Source organism: Thermococcus thioreducens, from assembly GCF_002214545.1.
GTDB lineage: Archaea > Methanobacteriota_B > Thermococci > Thermococcales > Thermococcaceae > Thermococcus > Thermococcus thioreducens.
The window spans coordinates 1,345,735-1,366,501 of the sequence record NZ_CP015105.1 but is presented as its reverse complement, the minus strand read 5'-3'; the positions used below and the strand labels follow the sequence as shown (position 1 = coordinate 1,366,501).

Sequence of the window (20,767 nt, the reverse complement as noted above, 5' to 3'; positions counted from 1 at the left end):
TCAACCACCCAGCCAGAGCCTTTTCAGTGGAAGAACGTCGAAGTCTTCATCCTCGCTGACTATGGTCTGGAGGCCGTTGTTCTCTATGACTGCAACGTGAAGGGCATCGGAGGGACGGAGGTTGTACTGGCGGATTATCCCCTTGGCAGTTAAGTAGTCCTGGAACGTCAACGGAAGAACCCGAACCGCCGGCAGGATAATGTCATCTATGAACTCTATTGTGTCTCCCTGGGCTATCCCATACTTACGCCTTGAAACGTGGATCAGCTCATCGAGAACCAGCACATCAGTGTAAAGTTCATGATTCTGGGTGAGGTTGGCGTAGAATTCATCTAGTTTGTCAGCGATTTCTTCTGGAATCCTTGAGTTAAGATAAACGAAGAGGTTCGTGTCTATGAAGAGTTTCATTCCTCAATCCCCCAGACCTCGTCGAACTCGTCTTCGAGGCTTATCCCCTTAAGCTCTCCAAGTTTGGCAGGTTTCGTCCCCTTCCTCTTTTCGTGATACTCCTTAAGCTTTCTGAGCAGTTCCTCCTTATTTGGGGGCTTTTTTATAACGAGACCATCTTCCGTCGGTTCGACTATTACCTCTCCGCCCTCCTTTATGCCGTAAGCCTCACGGAAAACTTTGGGGATGACTATCTGTCCCTTCGGGCCGACCTTAAGGCGTATGCTAACCAACGGTATCACCTTGTATAACTTGCTGTTATACCATAAAAACATTGCCCACCAATGGATCAAAAGGTTAAGAAGAGAACGGGCTCTCCCTTATCTTCTCGTTGGCGAAGCGGAGTATCTTTTCGACGTCTTCCCCGATCGTGTCCGGCTCGGGCTTCATGAGGACATAGAAGACGTTCGTCTTGGGCGTCAGGGAGATGTGCTTCACGTTGTGTGGCTTCGACATACCCTCAATGAGGGCCCTGAGACCCTCGATGTCCCGTCTTTTCTCGTAGAGTGCTTCGTACTTCTTCCCGGCGATCTCGATTACCTCCTTCTGCAGGAGGGGCTCGTTCTCTATGTCGGGCCTCATCCGGTAGTATCCCTTCTGGATGAGGTGCGCCTCGCGCTTTATCTGGGCGAAGGGCTTGACGACCACGTATAGCTTGTCGTGCCTGCTGGTTATGAGGGCGATCGGAAAGTATAGAAGGCTGTGTCGCGGGAGGAGGGTCAGTGTGTACTCGAATTTTCTAATGTTTTCACGGTTGACCTTGTAGGTTGCCCTGAACCCTATGTAACCGCCGAGCCATACGTATTCCTTGTCTTCAGGTTTTACGACCTCCTCGATGGATTTGAGGTAGTGGTACATCAGCTGAAGGTTGAGCTTCCTGCCCTTATAGAACTGTATCGTCGTCAGTGCCGCCAGCACCATTATGACCAGTATCCACGTGGACGAGAACTCCATTGGCCTATACCTCCATTTCATCTTCAAGAGGGTAGTACCTCTGCAGGGTGGTGTCGTCAACTATCTCAAAGTATCCCAGCTTCCCACCTAAAACCTTTACCATGTCCCTCACGATTCTGGCCTGAATCGGCCAGTTGACTGCCATGGCAAAGGGATGTACCGGAGTGTTCCGGGCAAAGGCAACGTATATCGTGGTCTTGTCCTCCTCCACGATCACCTTTGTGACGAGGCCCTCGCTGACTATGTCCATGCCTGTGAAGGGGTTTTCAACACCTCTCAGGAGATCCAGTACCTCCTCAGCCCTCAAGAACCATGCCTCCGAGCCTTTCGAGCCATTCCAGTCCACGGGGTTCCTCGGCGAACATAGGCACTTTGATTATCTCCGTCTTCGGGAACTTTCTTTCGATCTCTTCGAGAACCCTCTTCTGGGCGTCCAGCTTGACCTTTATTTCCGGTATTTCCCTCTCGACAGTTATCACTTTGTTTATCACTATCATGTTGAGGGGAATCTGGAACTTCTTGAGGCTCTCGTAGGCCCTTTCTGTCTCGTACAGCGGAAGCATCTCGGGGTTCATGACGGCAACCACGGATGTCTTATTGGGGTCTGTTATTACTCGCTCGACGAACTCCACCTCCTTTCTGTATTCCAGAAGCTCTTTCATCACGGGATCCTCTTCCTCCTCCTTTGGAAGGATGAACTCCTCCCCCTCCAGCTGGAACTTACGATCACCGTGAACCTTGGCTATCATCCTCCTCCGTTCCAGTATCTTCTTCCTTATCTCGATGAGCTTGTCGGCCCAGATCAGGGATATCCTGGGCAGGGCCAGAACACGGAGTGTTAGGCCCGTCGGGGGCGTGTCAAAGACTATCACGTCCCAACTATCTCCATCAAGAAGTATGTTCCTAACGGCTTCAAGGGTGGCGTACTCCTCTATTCCTGGGGAAAAGCTCAGAACCTCAAAGTACTTCTCCAGGTTTATCACGGTCAGATAGCGGTACATGTGCTTGAGGTTGTCCTCCAGGTGCTTAAGGTAGCCCTTTATGAGCTTCTCCATGTCAAGCTCGCTCGCGTAGAGGTTTTCTCTCAGCTCCTTCGGCTTGTCCGAGAGCTTTACCATGAAAACGTCGCCGAGATTGTGTGCTGGATCGAGAGACACTATGAGCGTTTTGTACCCCTTCTTCGCGATGGCCGTTGCTAGAGCGGCGCTGGTTGTGGTCTTACCGACACCGCCTTTGCCTATCACAAAAACCGCCCGAAAGCCTTCCTTTGGAAGCAAGAACTCCCTCATACTACCACCTCAGTCTATGTCGAACATTCCCGCTATCTCGCCGAAAATGTCGTCCAGGTTGATAGCCCTCTGCTGCATTACGTGCATCTCCTTTATCATGTGTGGCATCAGCCTGACCACCAGGGTGGTGGGGGGTGAGGGTATTCCGACGAAAGAGCCCATGAGTATGAGTGCAAACACGTTCTCAAGCTCCCTCTCCTCGAATTCGATGTATTCTGTGGACTGCTCCTTGAAAGACCCCCCGAATCCCTTCAGGAAGGCCCTTATGTCCTCAATTATTTTCCTGACCATGTTAATCCCCCTTACACACCTATCCAGCCGGTCTTCATGGAGACCTCCTTGGTGCTCTTCTCCTCCATAACATACAGCTCCCTTATTACGTAGGGAAGCAGTCTGAGAGTCAGCTCCGTTGGCGGGTGGGGCAGCCCTATGTAGTCCCCGAACAGGATGAGCGCAAATATGTTCTCAAGCTCTTCCTCCTCCCATTTAACCCCCTGGATGTAATACAGCTCAAACCCCTTGTGGAACTCCCACAGCACCCTTAAAGGCAGTGAAATCACTGAGAATACCTTCCGGAGCGTCTTTTTCATCTCCATCCCTCAAGAATGTGGTAAAAAAGAAAAACATCACGAGGCGGCGGCATACTCCTCCGATGGCTTCTTCCAGGCCGCGTAGAAGTCGAAGACCAGCATGAGGTTCAGCAGTATGCCGACCAGGGTTATGAAGCCAACCGCGTACCTTGTTCCGACATCGCCGATTCCCGGGACGACGACGGCCAGGAACCATACCAGTGCGGCGCTTACGGTTATCCACAGGAACACTGCGGGTATCAGGACGGCGTAGCTCCACTTGCCGGCCTGCTGTACCTTGGTTACCCACAGTGCGCCGGTCATCATTGCTATGCTGGCCAGCATCTGGTTCATGCCGCTGAAGGCCGGCCAGAGGATGAGCCACTGGTTGCCCCATGCGAGCCACATTCCAACAAGGGCGAGAACGAAGGATGCGAGCCACTTGTTGGAAATCGCCTTCCCTATTCCCTCGCTGGTGTCCATGAGCATCCCAACAACTTCCTGCCAGGCAAAGCGACCGAGCCTGGTCGCCGTGTCAAGGGTGGTCAGGGCAAATGCCGAGACCCAGAGGCTCGCAAAGACAGCACCGGTCTTGAAAGGTATTCCGAAGGCGTCCTGCAGGCCGTAGGCGTAGCTCTTGGCGAATATACCGACCTTTCCAATCTCCCCCGCGACCTTGGGGGCGTAGATTGAAGCCCAGTTGGCGGCGTTTATGTCGATCCCAGCATCGGCGAAGACCTTGATTCCATAGACGGCTATCGATGCTATGACTATGGTTGACAGGAAGCCTTCGGTGAACATTCCACCGTAGCCGACCATGAGGCCGTGAAGCTCGTTGTCAAGCTGCTTGGAGGTGGTTCCCGAACCGACGATTGAGTGGAATCCGCTGAGAGAACCACACGCGATGACGAGCGGTATCGTCGGCCAGAACGGTGATGGTTTGCCGCCGACGACGCTTGCCGACCAGCTGGTGTAGGCAGGGGCCGTGAAGGTGCCCTTGGAGCCCAGGATTGCAAAGGCAACGCCTCCGAGGATCAGGCCGAACCACAGTATGTATGCGTTCAGGTAGTCCCTCGGCTGCAGTAGCACCCACACGGGCAGTGATGCCGCGATTATGATGTAGACGAAGAGGAATATGTTCCACTGGTGGTATGAGGCCTGTATTGGATACTTAAAGCCGAGCCAGACGGAGACCACAAGGAGTATAAGGCCGACAATGGTGGCACCTGCGAAGTGGAGGCTCGTCTTGTACATCAGATAGCCCACTATAACGGCCGAGATGAGGAACAGTATTGAAGCTGTCGCCGCCTCCGGGGTCTTGGTGAAGATTCCAGCAATAACCGACATGAATGCCGCTATAACGAGGAGCAGAGCGAACAGTATGTAGAACTCAAAGGCTATTCCAGTTCTCCTTGTCATTAGCTTTCCTGCTATCCACTGGACAGACTTGCCATCGTAGCGAACCGACGACATAAGTGCCAGGTAGTCGTGGACGGCACCGATGAAGACGTTTCCGAACCAGACCCAGATGAGTCCTGGAAGCCAGCCCCAGGCCATTGCCAGCGCCGGGCCGACGATTGGACCTGCTCCCGCTATTGACGCGAAGTGGTGTCCGTAGAGAACCAGCGGGTGGGCCGGAACGTAGTCAACACCGTCGTAGAGCTTGTGGGCGGGTGTGGGCCTTCCCGAGTCAGCCCTGACAACCTTGTTCTGAAGGCTCTTGCCGTAGGTAAAATACATCCCGAGGTATATCGCGGCCGCTATTAAAATAATCACAGCTGAGTTCATGGTTGCACCTCCATGTAGATTTTCGGGATAATGTATGATTGTGTCTATTTAAATGTCTTTCGGCAAAAAGCTGAAACTTTTTCGTTTTTAAACTAAGAGTTTCAAACTTCTCCTATACGGGCGGAAAAAACCTGTTAGATGGAGAGTTATAATAAATAAGAAAGGAGAATGCTTTTTTACTCCAGCTCTATTAGTGTTTGTCCTGTGTCTACGGTGTCGCCTTCTTTGATGAGGATTTTCTTTACTACTCCGTCTTTTGGTGCGGGTATTTCGTTTTCCATTTTCATTGCTTCGAGGATTAGGAGTCCTTGGCCGGTTTTGACTTGGTCGCCTTCTTTGACGAGGATTTTGAGGATTTTGCCGGGCATTGGGGCTGTGACGGCGCCCTCTCCTGCTGGGGCGGGAGTTGGGGTTGCCGGCGCGGCCGGGGCAGGAGCTGGGGCGGGGGCCGGGACAGGCACAGAGGCACTCGGGGCAGAGACCTGAACCCGGCTCGCGTTGGCTATCTGGGGCAGGTACTTCAGGGCGCTAAGATCAACGCCCTCAACGCCGACCTCGAACTCGACGCCGTTAACGTAAAGCTTGAACTTCTGAACCGAGGGCGGCATCTTCGGGGCCTTCCTTCCGGCTTTTCTGGCCTCAAAGAACTCCTTTGCGATCTGCGGGAAGAGGCAGTATGTGAGGACGTCCTCTTCCTTCTCAAGGTAGCCGAGCCCCTCAAGCTCTTTTCTGCATTTCTCAAGCACCGGTTCAAGGAGTTTCCCTGGCCTTTCCCTTATCGGCTCCTCGTCCCCGAGAACTTTCCTTTTCAGCTCCGGGTTTATCTCAGCGGGCGGCCTTCCGTAGAGCCCCCTGATGTAGTTCTTGACCTCCTCGGTTATCCTCTCGTACCTCCCGAAGAGGACGTTGAGCACCGCCTGTGTGCCGACTATCTGGCTCGTTGGGGTGACGAGCGGCGGCCAGCCGAGGTCTTCCCTGACGCGCGGTATCTCCTCAAGTATCTCGTCGAGCCTGTCTAAAGCTTTCATCTCCTTGAGCTGGCTGATCATGTTCGAGAACATCCCCCCCGGAACCTGGTACTTGAGGATGTACGGGTTCACCATCAGGGCCTCTTTGTGGAGCATGCCCGAGTACTTCTCGTCCAGGAGCCTCTTCAGGTAGCGCGATACCTCGTGGACGAGCTCCCTGTCCAGGCGAGGGCTTTTGTCCCCTGGAAGCGCGTGCCACACTGTCTGTATCCCCGGCTGTGCCGTCCCGAAGGCGAGCGGGCTTATCGCAGTGTCTATGTAGTCGGCCCCGGCTTCAACGGCCTTGAGGTACGTCGCAACGGCCATGCCCGTTGCCGAATGGGTGTGGACGTTTACGGGCACGCCGTAGGTCTCCTTTATGTCCCTCACGAGGCTGTACGCCTCCTCAGGGGTCAGGAGCGCCGCCATGTCCTTGATGGTTATCACGTCAACGTCCAGCGCAAGGAGCTCCTCGACCTTCCCCATGTAGTACTCCCTGGTGAAGATCCTGCCGGTGGTGTAGACTATCGAGCCCTGAACCTCGGCGCCGACTTCCTTGGCCTTCCTTATGGCCACCTCCATGTTCCTGACGTCGTTCAAAGCGTCGAAGACGCGGAAGATGTCTATCCCGTTCCTGTGGGCGAGCTCGACGAACTTTTCAACCACGTCGTCCGGGTAGTGCCTGTATCCGACGACGTTCTGCCCCCTCAGCAGCATTTGGAGCTTCGTCTTTTTGATGTGCTCTCTCAGGAGCCTCAGCCTCTCCCAGGGGTCTTCCCTGAGGTAGCGGATGCAGACGTCGAAGGTTGCCCCTCCCCAGACCTCCATCGAGTAGAACCCGATCCTGTCCATCTTCTCCGCTATCGCCAGCATGTCCTCTGTCGTCAGCCGGGTCGCTATGAGAGACTGGTGGGCGTCCCTAAAGGTTGTGTCTATTATTTCCACCATGGCCATCACCCGGTTCCCTGTGCGCCACTACGTTTATGCCCACTAAAGGCCGTCAAACCTTAAAAAAGTTCCGACGCGAGGGGAAGAATAGTTCGTCAATAGACGAAAAAGGGTAAACTTCAGAGGAGGCCTTCCGCCTTCGCTGCCTCTTCGGGGTCTTCGTTCCTGTGCACGACCTTTATGAGGGCCTTTATGAACGGCTCCGGGTTCTCGCGCTGGAAGATGTTCCTGCCGACGACGGCTCCAGCACCGCCTGCCTCGATGACCTCCCAGACGAGTTTCAGGAAATCAACTGGCTTCTCTGTCTTGGCGCCGCCGCTCAGAAGGACGGGGACTCCAGCTGCGGCTTCAACCACCTTCGCAAAGGTCTCCCGTGAGCCGGTCCAGTAGGTCTTTATCATGTCCGCGCCGCTCTCAACGGCCGCCCTGGCGCCGTACATAACCACGCGGTAGTCCTCCTTTTTGCCGTAGCGCTCGTTGATGTACGGGCCCCTCGGGTAGGCGAACTGCACAACCGGGAAGCCCAGGTCGTGGGCGTAGCTCGCTATCTCCGCGAACTGGCGCATCATAACGTCCTCGGCTGGACTGCCCCAGTAAACGGTCGCGGCTATGGCGTCTGCACCGAGCTTCACAGCGTCCTCAACAAAGCCCAGCTGGCTCTGGAGGAGCTGGTCGTCCTTCGGCCTGAGTTCGGTCTTGCTGGTGAGCTTTATCATGAGCCCCACGTTGGGCCTGAGCTCGTCACCGGCGATTCTGGCCAGGCCGGGGAGCATCATAACGCCATCCACACCGGCCCTGATGACCTTCCTGAGGATTATCCTCGGGTTGACGTGCTCCCAGTGCTCCTCGAAGTCGGTCGGCCCGTGCTCAAAGCCGTGATCCATCGCGAAGATAAGCGCCCTTCCGTCCCTGCGGAAGAACCTGGCCATCCTACGCCTGATGCCAACGTTCTGGTACGCGTCCATACTAATCACCGGGGGTGATATATCCTTTAAGGATTTAAGGTTTTTGGCAAAGTTGTTTAAGGCTGGGATTGAGTTTTGGATGGTGGTTGAATGGTAAAAATAGAGCAGGTTGTAGGTATCAGGGTCATAACCCTCGACGAAGTGGATTCCACGAACGAATACGCCAAGTCCATCGTCCGTGAGGTTCCCGAGGGCACGGTGGTGGTTGCGAAAAGGCAGACTGCCGGGAGGGGCAGAAAAGGGCGCTCGTGGACTTCCCCCGAGGGGGGGCTCTGGCTGAGTGTAATCCTCAAGCCTCCCAAGGTTGATCCGAGGCTGGTCTTCGTTGGAGCTTTAGCCGTTGTTGATACCCTCGCGGACTTCGGCATAGCGTCGGGGATCAAGTGGCCGAACGACGTGTGGGCGGGAGGTAAAAAGATCGCCGGCGTGCTGACCGAGGGGAAGGTTGGCGAGTACACAATTCTGGGCGTTGGTCTAAACGTCAACAATCCCATCCCTGAAGAACTGAGGGAAACCGCAACGGCCATGGTGAACTTCACAGGCGTAAAGCTGCCTCTGGAGCGGGTTCTTGAGCGGCTCCTCTTCCATCTGGACGGCTGGTACCGCGTCCTTAAGGAGAGGCCGGAGATTATGATGGCCAAAGTTCGCGAGAGAACGTTTATCCTCGGGAGAGTCGTCAGGGTCGTCGAGGACGATGATGTCCTTATAGGGCGTGCGGTGGACGTTTTAGATGATGGGTCACTGTTGCTTGACATTGGCGGACAGCTAAGGCGAGTCCTGTACGGCGATGTTTCGTTAAGATTTTTCTAATTTATTTGTCACTTTGCCATCATTTTACCCAGAAGGTTAATATATCATCAGACGTCTACCTCTTCTGCTGATATCAATATCCGATTAAATGGGGGGTATCCAATGGGAAAGGGTCTGCTTAAGACGTATCTGGACATACCCGTGCTTCAAAAGATTCTTGCCGGCTTGGTTCTTGGTATTATCGCCGGGATACTGCTGCCGGGGTATGCAGGCACTCTCAAGCCCCTTGGCGACCTGTTCATCCGCCTGCTGAAGATGCTGGTGATGCCCATCATACTGTTTTCGCTGATAGTCGGCTCAGCAAGCATCAACCCGGCGAGGCTCGGAAGGGTCGGGGTCAAAATCATAGTGTACTACCTCTTCACGTCGGCCTTCGCGGTCTTCTTTGGCCTGCTGATGGGCAACATCTTCAAGCCGGGAAGCGGGATAGAGCTGGGTACCGGTGCGGGGAAGGCAATACAGGCGGAGGCGCCTTCACTAGTCCAAACGCTCCTCAGCATAGTACCGACCAACCCCTTTGCCGCTTTTTCAAACGGCCAGGTGCTGCCCACGATATTCTTCGCCATAGTCTTTGGAATAGCCATCAGCTACCTCATGAACAGCGAGGACGAGAGGCTCAAGACCTCCGCTGAAACCCTTTACAAGGCAGTCGACGCCGCTGCCGAGGCGATGTACAAGATAGTTGGGGGTGTTATGCAGTACGCTCCGATAGGTGTCTTTGCCCTCATCTACTACGTCGTCGGCACTTTCGGGCCCAACGTGGCCGGACCCCTGGTCAAGGTCGTGGTCGCGGTTTACCTCGGCCTCATACTCCAGATAGTGCTCGTCTACGGCGTTCTGCTTAAGGTCTTCGGCATCGACCTCATCAAGTTCCTCAAGAAAGCCAAGGACGCCATGATAACGGCCTTCGTCACGAGGAGCTCCAGCGGAACCCTGCCGATCACCATGCGCGTCGCCGAGGAGGAGATGGGCGTTGACAGAGGAATATTTTCCTTCACGCTACCCCTCGGTGCGACGATAAACATGGACGGCACGGCGCTCTATCAGGGTGTCACGGTTCTCTTCGTGGCTTACGCCATCGGCCAGCCACTGACCCTTGGACAGCAGCTGATTGTTATACTCACCGCGGTGCTGGCCTCGATAGGAACCGCCGGCGTTCCCGGTGCCGGAGCCATAATGCTCGCCATGGTGCTCCAGAGCGTCGGTCTCGACCTGACCGAAGGGAGTCCTGTGGCACTTGCCTACGCCATGATACTCGGCATTGACGCCATCCTCGACATGGGCAGGACCATGGTCAACGTCACAGGCGACCTTGCAGGAACGACCATCGTGGCCAAAACGGAGGGCGAAGTCGACCTCTCTAAGTGGGAGAAGTGATTTTTGATTCTTTCTGCCTTTTTCTTGCCTTTTGCCAGGTTTTTCTTTCCCCGCTTCTGGGATAAAGTTAAATACTCCAACGTGGCGCTAGTTACCAGTACAGATGGAATGGAGGTAGTGTGTAATGAAGAGAGTGCTTGCGGTGCTTTTCGTCGCGATTCTGCTGACTCCTCTCATCGGCCCGGATCTCGGGCTTGCGGAGGATTTTCAGCCGAAAACGTACAAGCAGGACTTCGTTTTTACTATAGTGGTCATGCCCAACGGAAACGCCAACATCACAATGAAGACCGTCTGGCTCGAACCCAAGGACGAGATTCAGAAGCAGATTGAAAAAATCCTCAATGAGACCCAGAACGGCAGTATGACCGTGGAGGAGGCCATAGCAAAGTTCGAGCAGGAACAGCTCAGAAGGTACGTTGAGAGCCTTACACAGTCGGGGATGAACCTAACCAATGAGAGCATAAAGTCCTACGGCATCGCCGAGGGCAACAACGTGACAATCGTTTTCAACGCCATAGCCCTCAACTTTTCTAAGTATTACTCCTACGGCGACTACTGGGAGGTCCGCATAGACCCCACGAGGGGCTACGCGACGATAAACATCCCGGACACGGGTCTTCCCTTTGCCATAGACATCAACAGCACCTTCATCATCAAGCTCCCGGAGAACGCCACCTTGATCGGCTATCCGAAGGCCTTTGCGAAGCAGTACAACACGAGCAAGTTCTTCGTGACTTCGGAGGCTAAAGGGGACACCGTCATCGTGAACTCGTATATCTACATTGAGCCGTTCCTTCCGCCCGACGGATACAAGGCCCTCTTCGGTGACTACAAGGACTACTACATCCGCTACAGGGCCCCGTACAAGGGAAAGGAGCACTACCAGAGCAGTGTAATGAACGAATACGTCACACTGGACATATACAGCAACGGCAGCGTCAGGCTCCACATGAGGGACGAGTACATCGAACCCAAGTCCGAGGTCGAGGCCAGGAAGAAGGAGATAATCTCCTACGGCGTTGAAAACGCTACGGAGTACATTCTGAGGACTTACTCGATAGCCCTCGGCTACAGGGGAGCCCTCGTTGACAACGGCAAGGTTAAGATACTCGGCCTCAACGAGACCGATGCTCCCCTGGTGATAGACGCCGAGTACATGCTGCGGAACTTCACGACCTTTGAGAACGGTTCATACGTTTACCAGTTCGACCCGACCCTTGGCCTCACGAGCGGCCTCACGGACAGAATGGAGTACGAGGTCAACCACACCCTCTACCTCACCATAAACCTCCCCGACGGCGGGAAGTTCCTTGAGGTGCCGGACAACATAAGCGAGAGCCTCAACGGCAACAGGTTCACCATGACCGTTCTGAGAGAAGGGAACAGCCTCAAGATTGTCTCAAACGTCTTTATCCGCTACGGTGCTCCCGCTGAGGACATAACCAAAATGCTCTCCAACCACACCACGGCAACGATAAGGTACACCGTTCCGGAGGAGAGGAGCCGCCTGAGCGAGACCCAGCAGGTGATAGCAATAGCGGTGGCACTCCTGCTGGTGGTCGGTGCCATAGTCTTCTGGAAGAGGCGCTGAGCCTTTTCCTTTTCGATATTCATTTAAATGCTGAAGCCAAACTCTTCTGGGGTGATAAAGGTGACCCGCAAGCTCTACTACGAGGATGCCTACATGAAGGAAGCGAAGGCGAAGGTTCTTGAGGTTAAAAATGGCGCCCTTCTGCTCGACGGGACGATTTTCTACCCGACCGGCGGCGGCCAGCCCCACGACAGGGGGACGATAAACGGTGTTGAAGTCCTCGACGTCTACAAGGACGATGCCGGCAACGTCTGGCACGTCGTCGCTGAGCCAGAGAAGTTTAATCCCGGCCAAGAGGTTGAGCTCAAGATAGACTGGGACTACAGGTACAGGCTCATGAGGATTCACAGCGCGATGCACCTGCTTGAGCACGTGCTGAACGAGGTTCTGCCCGGCGAGTGGCAGCTCTACGGCAGCGGCATGAGCGCTGAAAAGGGCCGCTACGACATACTCTACCCGGAGAACGTCAATCAGTACAAGGAGAAAATCATCGAGACCTTTAACCGGCTCGTTGACGAGGGCGGTGAGATGAAGATATGGTGGGAAGGGGAAACAAGATACACCCAGATAAGGGACTTCGAGGTCATACCCTGCGGCGGGACGCACGTGAGGGACATAAAGGAGATAGGCCATCTGAAGAAGTTCAAGCGCTCCAGTCTGGGAAAAGGAAAACAGAGGCTGGAGATATGGTTGGAGGATTAGCGCTTTGAAGCTTTGATAATCACGAACACAGTGACGGCAATGATTATTATGCCTGCTACGGATGCCCAGTCTCTTCTTTCTTCCTTCCATGGAACCGGTTTCTTGCCGTATATCTCCATACCGTAGAGGTTCCCATCTGGGAGTCCAAGGAATAGTATCGGAGAAAGTCCCTCCCTTTCAAGTTCAAGCGTTAGGAGAGTTCTGTCCCATTCTCTTATTTCTAAAACGCCGTTGGAGAAGAATACCTCAAACCTTACGGGTCCAGGAAGCAGGGGGCCGCTGCAGGTTTTTCCGCCCTTTATGTTTAGCTTTGTGCAGACAAAGCCGTTTTCAACGTAGATCTCTCCTTCTTCCCCCCTGTCGGTCATGTATTCGAAAAGGGTGAAATTTTCGCCCGTCCAGAGGGCCTCACCACTGAGTTTAAGGTAGCCCAGGGGGCCACAGTGGGGTGGATGGTAGCCATTCTCGTTACTTGGAATCCAGAATCCTTCCTCCTCTTGGGGGAGCAGTGCAAGAACGTAGGAGGCGCTTACGTGTTTTGCCGCTTCACCCCCTAGGGTTACCCTAAGGTTTCCTGATTCTGGAGTCTTTAGATGGTACCACCAATAAGAATCTCCAATGGGTCGTGGTTCCACAATGATGCTTTTACCATTCAGCGTTATCCTTGCTTTCAAGGGGAGTTTTGATACCTTCGTGCCATTGATGTACGGTCTCTCCGTGGAAAAATAAACTGCTTCCATTCTCAGAGGGCTGTTCAGCTCGTAGCTATTATTCCCAATCTTCCGAAGCGGCATCTTAACTATCCTGTACCTCCATCTTGAGATGTAGTATTCCTCACCACATACATCCGGGTAGTAGATTGGGGTTATCGAGATGTTCAGGGGGCACTGGGATGTTACTAACACACTCACGTTTTTCCAGAGCAGAGAGTGTAGGGGTGGAGATAGGTTGTAGAGCTGAAGCACTTGGCTTCCGTTGGCAAAGAATGAAGATACTCTGCTTTCCTCCGGCCCCTGGAAGACGAGAAACACCCATTGAGGGCATTGGGATGTTACGTTTATTGTAAGATCGTCAATCACCTGGTATGGTCTTTCGGGGATCTCTATGGTGGTGTTCCATGCTGCAGTCAGGGGTGTTACCAGTAGAACCACCATAAGTAGTGGAACGGACCTCATGGTTATCTCTTGAACTCATGAACTAAAAACTTTTCTGATTAGTAAACCCACTGCGGCAACTTCCATCCGACGATAAACATCTTTTTAGGGTTTACAACTCTCAATACTGGCAGCAAAAAAGATAAGGGCTAAATAATCCTAACGTATTTTCAATTCAGATACAAAAAGCGTGGGATGAGCGAGATGAAGTGGACAGCGAAAAACGGTATCCTGCTCTCGGTCTGCACCTTCAACCTCCACGGAAAGGAAGAAAACGACGGGACGAGGCTGAGGGCGATAGCGGAGAGGCTCTCGGAGCTGAAGCTCGACCTATGCGCCCTCCAGGAGGTCGTGGTCGATGGCGACAAAAACACCGCCGAGAGACTCGCGGAGATGCTGGAGGGTCTGACGGGTGAGGACTACCGCGTGCACTTCGTTGAGTCCCACCTCTTCTATGAGATGTATCCAGAGGGCGTGGCCGTCGTATCGAGATACCCTTTTAGGGAAGTGGGCGTCATAGACCTCAACGACCTAGGCGAGCTCTCGCCTCTTCTCCCGCGCCACGCGGCCGTTTCCGGGGTTGAGGTTGAGGGAAGAAGGATACTCTTCGTTTCCGTTCACCTCGACCACCACAAAAACCCGCTGGTGAGGAAGCTCCAGGTTGAGAGGCTCCTTGAAGAGCTTGAGAGCCACTACAGCGGATACGCCGCCGTAATCCTGGCGGGGGACTTCAACGACACCGAGGACTCTCCCGCCCTGAGACTCCTGAAAGAAAACGGCTTCATAGATGCATACCGCACCTGCAACGATGACCCCGGTTACACTTTTCCCGCTCCATCTCCGAGCATGAGAATAGACTACATCCTGGTGAAGGGAGGTCTTGAAGTGCTCTACGCGGGAAGGATAATGGAAGAAGGCCTGAGCGACCATCTTGGCGTTTACTCTATCCTCGGCGAAGGAGACGCTACTTTTCAAAAACGTAGAAGTACCTGTCGAGGCTCTTGTGAACCCGCTGGTAGTACCTCCCGACCAGTTTGAAGCCGACCTTTTCAGCCTCCTTTTTCCCGTCAAAGCTCGCGGGAAAGGCTATCGCCAGCCTTCCGCCCTTATCAAGAACACCATAGATGCTCTCCAATACCTTCCTGTACAGCACCTCCCGTTCTCTTCCAGCGAGGGTTGCCGAGGTCCCGTAGGGCGGGTCTGTGGCTACGGCCTCGAACTTTTTATCAAACAGCTCCTCCAGCTTTGTCGCATCGCCGAGCTTCAGCTCGTAGTTCCTTATTCCGTAGTGTCTGAGGTTCATTTCGGCGCCTTCAACCATCTCCGGCCTTATGTCCACCCCGTAGACCTTCAGGCCGAGCAGTCCGGCCTCCATGAGGATCCCGCCAGCGCCCATCATGGGGTCGAGGAGCTCTCTCTTGGCCTTCGTGAGGTTCACCAGCGCGCGGGAGACCCTCGGGTGGAGGGAAATCGGCCTGAAAAACGGCCTGTGATGGGCCTTTCTGCCCTCGAAGTCCTTAGGGTCAAAGAAGCGGAGCCTTATCCCCGCGTAGAGCCTCTCGCCGCAGTAAACCCGGACGAGCGTGTCCGGCCGTGAGAGGTTCACCCTGAATCCCTGGGCGTGAATAACAGCGCCGAGCTTCCTGGGCAGGTCTAAAATATCGTGCCTGCAGTTGGCCATCGTCTCCGTGTCAACTTTAAAGGTCCCCTCAATCGGCCACTTGACTTCTTTCGCCTTCTCCAGGAGCCCCTCCACCGACTCAGCTTCAACAATAAGCTCCCCGTACTCGTGGGCCAGGCCGAGACGGTTTAAGTATGGGAACGCCCTTTCATCTGCCTCGACCTTGAGGAAAAGGTAGTCCCGGCCGGCTATCCTTCCGCCGGCCAGTTCCAGCATCGCCTTTACCTCGTCCCTTGCCATTCCAGGCAGGTTTCCGAGTATCTCAACGTAGAGCATGGTTGGAGCTTTCCGCGGGGGTTTTTAAGGGTTCTCATACCCTCCTTGAGAGTATTCTCGACTTTTTGGCGGCGGCATCCACCGCCTTCATGACGGCCGTCCTTATCTTTCCCTCCTCCAGCTCAAACACGCCGTCTATGGTCGTCCCGCCGGGGGTGATCACCCACTCCCTCACCTCCGCTGGATGTGCTTCGGTCTCCATCAGGAGCCTCGCGGTGCCGAGCAGGGTCTGGAGCGCGGCGAGTTTTGCGATGTCCCTCGGAAGCCCCGTCCTCAGTCCTCCGTACATCATGGCCTCAAGAAAAACAGTGACGTAGGCCGGCCCGGAGCCGCTCAGCCCCGTTATGGCGTCCATGTGTTCTTCCTCCACCCTTGCGCACACGCCGAAGGTCTTCATCAGGCTCTCGACGAGCCGTATCTCCCCGCTGTCAAGGTCGTCCGTCGAGTACGCCGTGAACGACTCCCTGACAAGTATGGCTATGTTGGGCATGGCCCTCACGAACTTGGCATTGGCGAGTCTTTTGAGTTCTTTGAGTCTTATCCCAGCAACCACAGATATCACGATTTTTCCTTCAATTGCGTCCGCTGTCTCCTCAAGGACCGCCCTGACCTTGCTTGGCTTGACGGCGAGGAAAACGACTTCGGCACTTTCGACGGCTTTTCTGTTGTCCCTTAGGACTGGGATTCCTCTATCCTTCAGCCACGCGGCCTTGTCCACGTTCCTACGGGTCGCCACGACATCGTGCCCGGCCTCTTTTAGAGCGGCAGCAATGGCACCCCCAATCGTCCCCGCACCTATAACCGCTATCCTCACAGGCCACCCTCCAGTGCATTCTCCAGAAACTCATTGACGTCTTTAACATCACGTCCGACCATGACGAAGTCAAAATCCCCGTATTTCCCCCGGTAGTTCTCGACGAAAAGCTCGTCGTTGATTGTATCGCCTATGTAAACCCCTGGCTCGCCCCTCACGAGCTCCCACAGTGCCCTGGGATCTGGTTTGAGGTAGGCCTCCCTCGTAACGGCGTTTTCAAACTTGAACCCGATTATCCTCTCGGCCAGCTCCATCTCCAGGGCGCTCCTTCCTGTGACGACCCCCAGCTTGAAGTGCTTGGAGGCCCTCTCCAGGAGTCCCCTCCTGACGATGGGACGCTCCTTTTTCCACAGCCCCGGGAAGTCAAAGAGCCTCTCCGGGTACTCCCTCCCCAGGTAGAACGTGTTGAATACCCTCTCGATGCTTCCGCCGAAGACCTGGAAGCCGAACTTCTCGCGAACCCACTCTATGGTTCCACCCTCCGGGAATTCCTCGACGAGCTCCTCCGCCCTTCCGGAGAGGGCAAAGAGTATCAGCGCCTCGCTGACCTTGAAATCGTCGCCGAAGGAGCCCTTCCTCCTGAGCTCCCTGACCCATTCGGGCTTGATTTCCCTTTCAACCCCGAAGAGCCCCAGGAAGTACTCCGCGGTGAGCTTCGTAGCTTCATCGTAGCTCTCCCTCACGTCTATGAGCACACCGTCAACGTCAAAGACTATCCACATCCTTCCACCTCCAGGTATTCCCTGAGGGCCTCCACCAGCTTCCTGTTCTCCCACTTCCTCCCGACGGTGACCCGTATGTGGCCGTCGAGCCTCCCCGAGAGCTTTCTGACGACTATACCCTTCTCCAGGAGAAACTCGTAGGCGTCCAGCCTCATCAGGAGGAAGTTTGCGTCGCTGGGATAGGTGAACTCCCGAAAGGCCCTCCTTATCCTTTCCCTCTCCTCGACTATCTTTGCCACGCGCCTCTCCACGAGGTCGTAGTGCCTGAGCACAACCTTCACGGCCGCCACGGTCATTATCCCGACGCTGAAGGGGGACTTTATCCTGTAGAGGGCATCGACAACCTCCTCGTTTGCCAGGAAGTAGCCCGCCCTGACCCCAGCTAGGCTAAAGGCCTTGGAGAAAGTCCTCAGCACGATGAGGTTCGGGTACTCCTCGATAAGCCTCCAGAGGCTCCTTCCTGCGAATTCAGCGTAGGCCTCGTCGAGGACAACAGGTTTCCCAGTGTCGAGAACCCTGACTATTTCCTCCTCCGGCTGTGAATTACCGGTCGGGTTGTTGGGGGAGGCTATGAAGACTACCCTCGCGTTCCCTGCCTTTTCCGCTATGGCGTCGCCGTCTATCGTGAAGTCCTCCCTCAGGGGCACTTCAACAACCGGAACTTTTTCCAGCTTCGCGTAGAACGAATACATGCCGAAGGTCGGCGGCGTCGTGACTACGTAGTCCCCCTCGAAGAGCCGGACGAGGTAGCCTATCAGCTCGTCACCGCCGTTCCCGACGGCGACGTTCTCCGGAGACAGGCCGTAGAAGCTGGCTACGGCCTCCCTGGCCGGCATCGAGGTTATGTGAGGGTAGCGGTTGAAGGAAAGCTCCCTCAGCTCCTCGAATATCTCCTCCTTCACCCAGCCGGGTAAATCGTAGGGGCTCTCGTTCTTATCGAGCCTTATCGGGTAGTCTTCTTCCACAACGCGGTACGGCTCGAACGACCTAACGAGTTCCCGGATCCTCATCCCCGCCGCCTCCTCAGCTCGGCCATCACCTCGCCGAGGGAAACGTCGTTGTAGGCGAGAAGGACGAGCAGGTGGTAGAGCATGTCGGCGGTTTCGTATATCAGGCCTTCCCGCGTCTCTGCAACGAGAACCTCGACCGCTTCTTCTCCGAACTTCTTGTATATCCTCTCCCTGCCCTCCCGGAGCAGCCTTGAGGTGTAGGAGCCTTCCACGGGCTCTTCTTTCCTTTTCCGTATAAGCTCCTCAAGCTCCCGGAGTACCTCAAGGGAGTAGTCCATCGGCAGAACCCTTTCCGGCTCGCCGAGCTTTCTGTAAAAGCAGGAGTAGTTCCCCGTGTGGCAGGCAGCTCCTTTCTGCTCGACGATGAGGAGGAGTGCATCGTCGTCGCAGTCAACCTTTATCTCCCTAACGCGCTGAAGGTTCCCGCTCACCTCACCCTTCATCCTGACCCTTTTCTGGGAGCGGGAGTAGTAGTGGGCGTAGCCGGTCTGGAGAGTCCTCCTCAGTGCTTCCCTGTCCATGTAGGCGAGCGTCAGCACCTCGCCCTTAGTATCCTGAACGACGACCGGAACAACCCCGCCGTTCTCCTCCCAGTTGACCTTCTCGATGAGTTCCTCCACGTTCATTCTACCACCTCAGTAGTCGAGTCTGACCGGAATCCCCCTCTTGGCCAAATACTCCTTCAGCTCCCCGACCGTGTACTCGCCGTAATGGAAGATTGAAGCCGCCAATGCCGCCTCGGCTCCGGCTTTGAAAGCCTCGTAGAAGTGTTCGGGCTTTCCAGCCCCTCCAGAGGCTATGACGGGAATATCTACCGCCTCTGCAACGGCTTTCGTCAGGGGTATGTCGAAGCCTTCCTTTGTCCCGTCGGTGTCCATACTCGTGAGCAGTATTTCCCCTGCTCCAAGCTCCTCAACACGCTTAGCCCACTCGACCGCATCAATTCCCCTTGCCTTCCTCCCGCCGTGGGTGTAGACCTCCCAGAAGGAGCCGTTCCACTTGGCGTCTATCGCCACCACGAGGTTGGCAGTTCCGACGATTTCTGCTATCTCCCTCACCAGTTCAGGTCTCTCAACGGCGGCCGTGTTGATGAAGACCTTGTCGGCGCCGCGCTTGATTATCTCCCTCGCCTCTTCAACCGTCCTTATGCCCCCTCCCACCGTGAAGGGGACGTATATTTCCCCCGCGATTCTCTCCACGAGGTCGAGAAGGATTCCCCTCTTCTCGTAGGAGGCGGTGATGTCGAGGAAGACTATCTCATCTATCCCCTCTTCCTCGTAGCGCTTCGCCAGCTCGACGGGGTCGCCGGCGTCGCGTATGTTCTGGAACTTTATCCCCTTGACGACCCGGCCGGCCTTTATGTCCAGCGCCGCGATTACCCTTTTGGCGAGCATTCTGCCACCTCCAGAAGCTCTTCAAGGGTAACAAGGCCTTCGTACAGCGCCTTCCCAACTATAGCCCCGGAGAAGCCCGTTTCGGCAAGCCTCCTCAGGTCATCGACGCTCGAAACTCCCCCGGCGTAGATGAACTCCTCGCTTTTCCAAAACCTCTCGATTTCCTCTATGCCGGTCAGCGTTCCGTCCCTTTCCACGGAGGTGTAAACGAACCTGTTCACGTAGTCCCTCAGGGCTTTGTAGGCCCTCTCAACCGGCATCCTGCTCTCAAGCCAGCCCTTCACCGCAACCCTTCCGCCCTTCGAGTCGAGGCTCACCGTTATCCCGTCGAAATCAGCGGTAACCCTCTCAAGGAAGTCCAGATCAAGGGCCTTTGTGCCGATTATCACGTTCTCGACGCCGATTTCGTAGGCTCTGGCTACAGCCTCGTATGTCCTGAAGCCCCCGCCGAGCTGGACTCTGAGACCTGTCTCCTCGATTATTCTCCCGACCACATCGAGGTTCCTTGGAAAGCCCTCAAAAGCACCGTCGAGATCAACTATGTGGACTTTGTCCACCAGCTCGGCGAAGCGCTCCGCTATCTCCAGCGGCTCGCCGTAGACTTTAACGTCCTCTCTCCTCCCCTTGTAGAGCCTCACGGCCTTTCCGTTCATGAGGTCTATAGCCGGATAAACCTCCATCTTAAAGCCCCCTGAAGTTTCTCATGACGGTTAATCCGTTCTTCCCGCTCTTTTCCGGGTGGAACTGGACGGCGTAGACGTCCCCCCTGCAGACGGCGGAGGTGAAGACTACCTTTTTTCCCTTCGACTCATAGTCGGTAACGCCCGCAACGATGTCCTCTCCCGGAACCGCGTAGTAGGAGTGGACGAAGTAGAAGTACGCCCCATCGCGGATCCCCTCGAAGAGCGGGCAGTCCTTCCTCTTCCACAGCTGGTTCCAGCCGATGTGCGGGGTTCTGACTCCCTGAAACCTGACCACATCTCCCCTGAAAACCCCGAGGCCGGGCTTTCCGGGGCTCTCCTCGCTCCCCTCAAAGAGGAGCTGGAGGCCAAGGCATATCCCGAGGAAGGGCTTTCCATCGTTTATTGCGTCGAGTATGACCCCCCTCAGCGGTTCGAGTTTCTCCAGGACTGCCCCGAAGTTCCCCACTCCAGGAAGGACGATCTTCTCGGCCTTTTCGATCTCGTAGGGGTCGCTCGTAATGACCCCTCCAATGGCTTTTCTCACGTTGGCGAGGTTGCCGATCCCAAGGTCAACTATCGCTATCAC

General features: G+C 55.1%; 24 protein-coding genes. 5 read left to right on the top strand and 19 right to left on the bottom strand.

Annotation, left to right across the window (positions count from 1 at the left end; all coding sequences use genetic code 11):
* The 10 genes from A3L14_RS07580 to fba form a co-directional block, all read right to left on the bottom strand.
* Positions 1–408, bottom strand: coding sequence for a type II toxin-antitoxin system VapC family toxin (locus A3L14_RS07580; RefSeq protein WP_055429448.1), 408 nt, complete (start codon positions 406–408; stop codon positions 1–3).
* The gene (locus A3L14_RS07575) at positions 405–680 is read right to left on the bottom strand and encodes an AbrB/MazE/SpoVT family DNA-binding domain-containing protein (protein ID WP_055429447.1); all 276 of its coding nucleotides are present in this window, start codon (positions 678–680) and stop codon (positions 405–407) included. Before A3L14_RS07575 ends, A3L14_RS07580 begins: the two co-directional genes overlap by 4 nt.
* A gap of 64 nt (positions 681–744) precedes the next feature.
* Positions 745–1,401 (bottom strand): hypothetical protein, encoded by a 657-nt coding sequence (locus A3L14_RS07570; RefSeq protein WP_055429446.1) that lies wholly within the window; start codon positions 1,399–1,401, stop codon positions 745–747.
* Between the two features lie 4 nt (positions 1,402–1,405).
* Complete coding sequence (locus A3L14_RS07565; RefSeq protein ID WP_074631168.1) at positions 1,406–1,708, bottom strand: iron-sulfur cluster assembly protein; 303 nt, start codon at positions 1,706–1,708, stop codon at positions 1,406–1,408.
* Positions 1,698–2,690, bottom strand: coding sequence for an ArsA family ATPase (locus A3L14_RS07560; RefSeq protein WP_055429445.1), 993 nt, complete (start codon positions 2,688–2,690; stop codon positions 1,698–1,700). The genes A3L14_RS07565 and A3L14_RS07560 overlap by 11 nt, the downstream gene beginning before the upstream one ends.
* Positions 2,691–2,699: 9 nt before the next feature.
* Complete coding sequence (locus A3L14_RS07555) at positions 2,700–2,981, bottom strand: hypothetical protein (RefSeq protein WP_198300086.1); 282 nt, start codon at positions 2,979–2,981, stop codon at positions 2,700–2,702.
* 11 nt (positions 2,982–2,992) lie between these two features.
* Positions 2,993–3,280, bottom strand: coding sequence for a hypothetical protein (locus tag A3L14_RS07550; RefSeq protein ID WP_055429444.1), 288 nt, complete (start codon positions 3,278–3,280; stop codon positions 2,993–2,995).
* Between the two features lie 36 nt (positions 3,281–3,316).
* Complete coding sequence (locus tag A3L14_RS07545; RefSeq protein ID WP_055429443.1) at positions 3,317–5,047, bottom strand: carbon starvation CstA family protein; 1,731 nt, start codon at positions 5,045–5,047, stop codon at positions 3,317–3,319.
* Between the two features lie 176 nt (positions 5,048–5,223).
* Entirely contained in the window at positions 5,224–7,008 is a 1,785-nt protein-coding gene (locus A3L14_RS07540) for a pyruvate/oxaloacetate carboxyltransferase (RefSeq protein ID WP_074631170.1), read from the bottom strand.
* Positions 7,009–7,121: 113 nt separating this feature from the next.
* Positions 7,122–7,967, bottom strand: a complete 846-nt coding sequence (fba, locus tag A3L14_RS07535) for a class I fructose-bisphosphate aldolase (RefSeq protein WP_055429805.1) — start codon at positions 7,965–7,967, stop codon at positions 7,122–7,124.
* Between the two features lie 90 nt (positions 7,968–8,057).
* Between fba and A3L14_RS07530 the strand changes: the two genes are divergently transcribed.
* The 4 genes from A3L14_RS07530 (at position 8,058) to A3L14_RS07515 (ending at position 12,447) form a co-directional block, all read left to right on the top strand.
* Positions 8,058–8,777 (top strand): biotin--[acetyl-CoA-carboxylase] ligase, encoded by a 720-nt coding sequence (locus A3L14_RS07530; RefSeq protein ID WP_074631171.1) that lies wholly within the window; start codon positions 8,058–8,060, stop codon positions 8,775–8,777.
* 102 nt (positions 8,778–8,879) lie between these two features.
* A complete protein-coding gene (locus A3L14_RS07525; RefSeq protein ID WP_055429804.1) occupies positions 8,880–10,154 on the top strand; it encodes a dicarboxylate/amino acid:cation symporter in 1,275 nt (424 codons plus the stop codon).
* A 124-nt stretch (positions 10,155–10,278) separates the two neighbouring features.
* A complete protein-coding gene (locus A3L14_RS07520) occupies positions 10,279–11,745 on the top strand; it encodes a hypothetical protein (protein WP_055429803.1) in 1,467 nt (488 codons plus the stop codon).
* Between the two features lie 60 nt (positions 11,746–11,805).
* Entirely contained in the window at positions 11,806–12,447 is a 642-nt protein-coding gene (locus A3L14_RS07515; RefSeq protein ID WP_055429802.1) for an alanyl-tRNA editing protein, read from the top strand.
* Here the strand turns inward: A3L14_RS07515 and A3L14_RS07510 are convergent.
* Positions 12,444–13,622, bottom strand: coding sequence for a hypothetical protein (locus tag A3L14_RS07510; protein WP_143597770.1), 1,179 nt, complete (start codon positions 13,620–13,622; stop codon positions 12,444–12,446). The two genes, A3L14_RS07515 and A3L14_RS07510, sit on opposite strands and share 4 nt — an antisense overlap.
* A 174-nt stretch (positions 13,623–13,796) precedes the next feature.
* On the opposite strand from A3L14_RS07510, the gene A3L14_RS07505 reads away from it, so the two are divergent.
* Positions 13,797–14,639, top strand: coding sequence for an endonuclease/exonuclease/phosphatase family protein (locus A3L14_RS07505; RefSeq protein WP_082432031.1), 843 nt, complete (start codon positions 13,797–13,799; stop codon positions 14,637–14,639).
* Here A3L14_RS07505 and A3L14_RS07500 read toward each other — a convergent pair.
* From A3L14_RS07500 to hisH, 8 genes are read right to left on the bottom strand one after another with little or no spacing between them, the layout of a single operon-like run.
* Positions 14,566–15,558 (bottom strand): TIGR01177 family methyltransferase, encoded by a 993-nt coding sequence (locus A3L14_RS07500; protein ID WP_055429799.1) that lies wholly within the window; start codon positions 15,556–15,558, stop codon positions 14,566–14,568. The two genes, A3L14_RS07505 and A3L14_RS07500, sit on opposite strands and share 74 nt — an antisense overlap.
* Positions 15,559–15,592: 34 nt before the next feature.
* On the bottom strand, positions 15,593–16,372 hold the full coding sequence (gene proC, locus A3L14_RS07495) for a pyrroline-5-carboxylate reductase (RefSeq protein ID WP_055429798.1): 780 nt from the start codon (positions 16,370–16,372) through the stop codon (positions 15,593–15,595).
* Positions 16,369–17,094, bottom strand: coding sequence for an HAD family hydrolase (locus A3L14_RS07490; RefSeq protein ID WP_055429797.1), 726 nt, complete (start codon positions 17,092–17,094; stop codon positions 16,369–16,371). The genes proC and A3L14_RS07490 overlap by 4 nt, the downstream gene beginning before the upstream one ends.
* Entirely contained in the window at positions 17,085–18,104 is a 1,020-nt protein-coding gene (gene hisC / locus A3L14_RS07485) for a histidinol-phosphate transaminase (protein ID WP_055429796.1), read from the bottom strand. Before hisC ends, A3L14_RS07490 begins: the two co-directional genes overlap by 10 nt.
* A complete protein-coding gene (gene hisIE / locus A3L14_RS07480; RefSeq protein WP_055429795.1) occupies positions 18,101–18,730 on the bottom strand; it encodes a bifunctional phosphoribosyl-AMP cyclohydrolase/phosphoribosyl-ATP diphosphatase HisIE in 630 nt (209 codons plus the stop codon). Before hisIE ends, hisC begins: the two co-directional genes overlap by 4 nt.
* A 9-nt stretch (positions 18,731–18,739) precedes the next feature.
* Positions 18,740–19,498 (bottom strand): imidazole glycerol phosphate synthase subunit HisF, encoded by a 759-nt coding sequence (gene hisF, locus A3L14_RS07475; protein ID WP_055429794.1) that lies wholly within the window; start codon positions 19,496–19,498, stop codon positions 18,740–18,742.
* The gene (gene hisA, locus A3L14_RS07470) at positions 19,480–20,178 is read right to left on the bottom strand and encodes a 1-(5-phosphoribosyl)-5-((5-phosphoribosylamino)methylideneamino)imidazole-4-carboxamide isomerase (RefSeq protein ID WP_055429793.1); all 699 of its coding nucleotides are present in this window, start codon (positions 20,176–20,178) and stop codon (positions 19,480–19,482) included. Before hisA ends, hisF begins: the two co-directional genes overlap by 19 nt.
* A gap of 1 nt (position 20,179) precedes the next feature.
* Complete coding sequence (hisH, locus tag A3L14_RS07465; RefSeq protein WP_055429792.1) at positions 20,180–20,767, bottom strand: imidazole glycerol phosphate synthase subunit HisH; 588 nt, start codon at positions 20,765–20,767, stop codon at positions 20,180–20,182.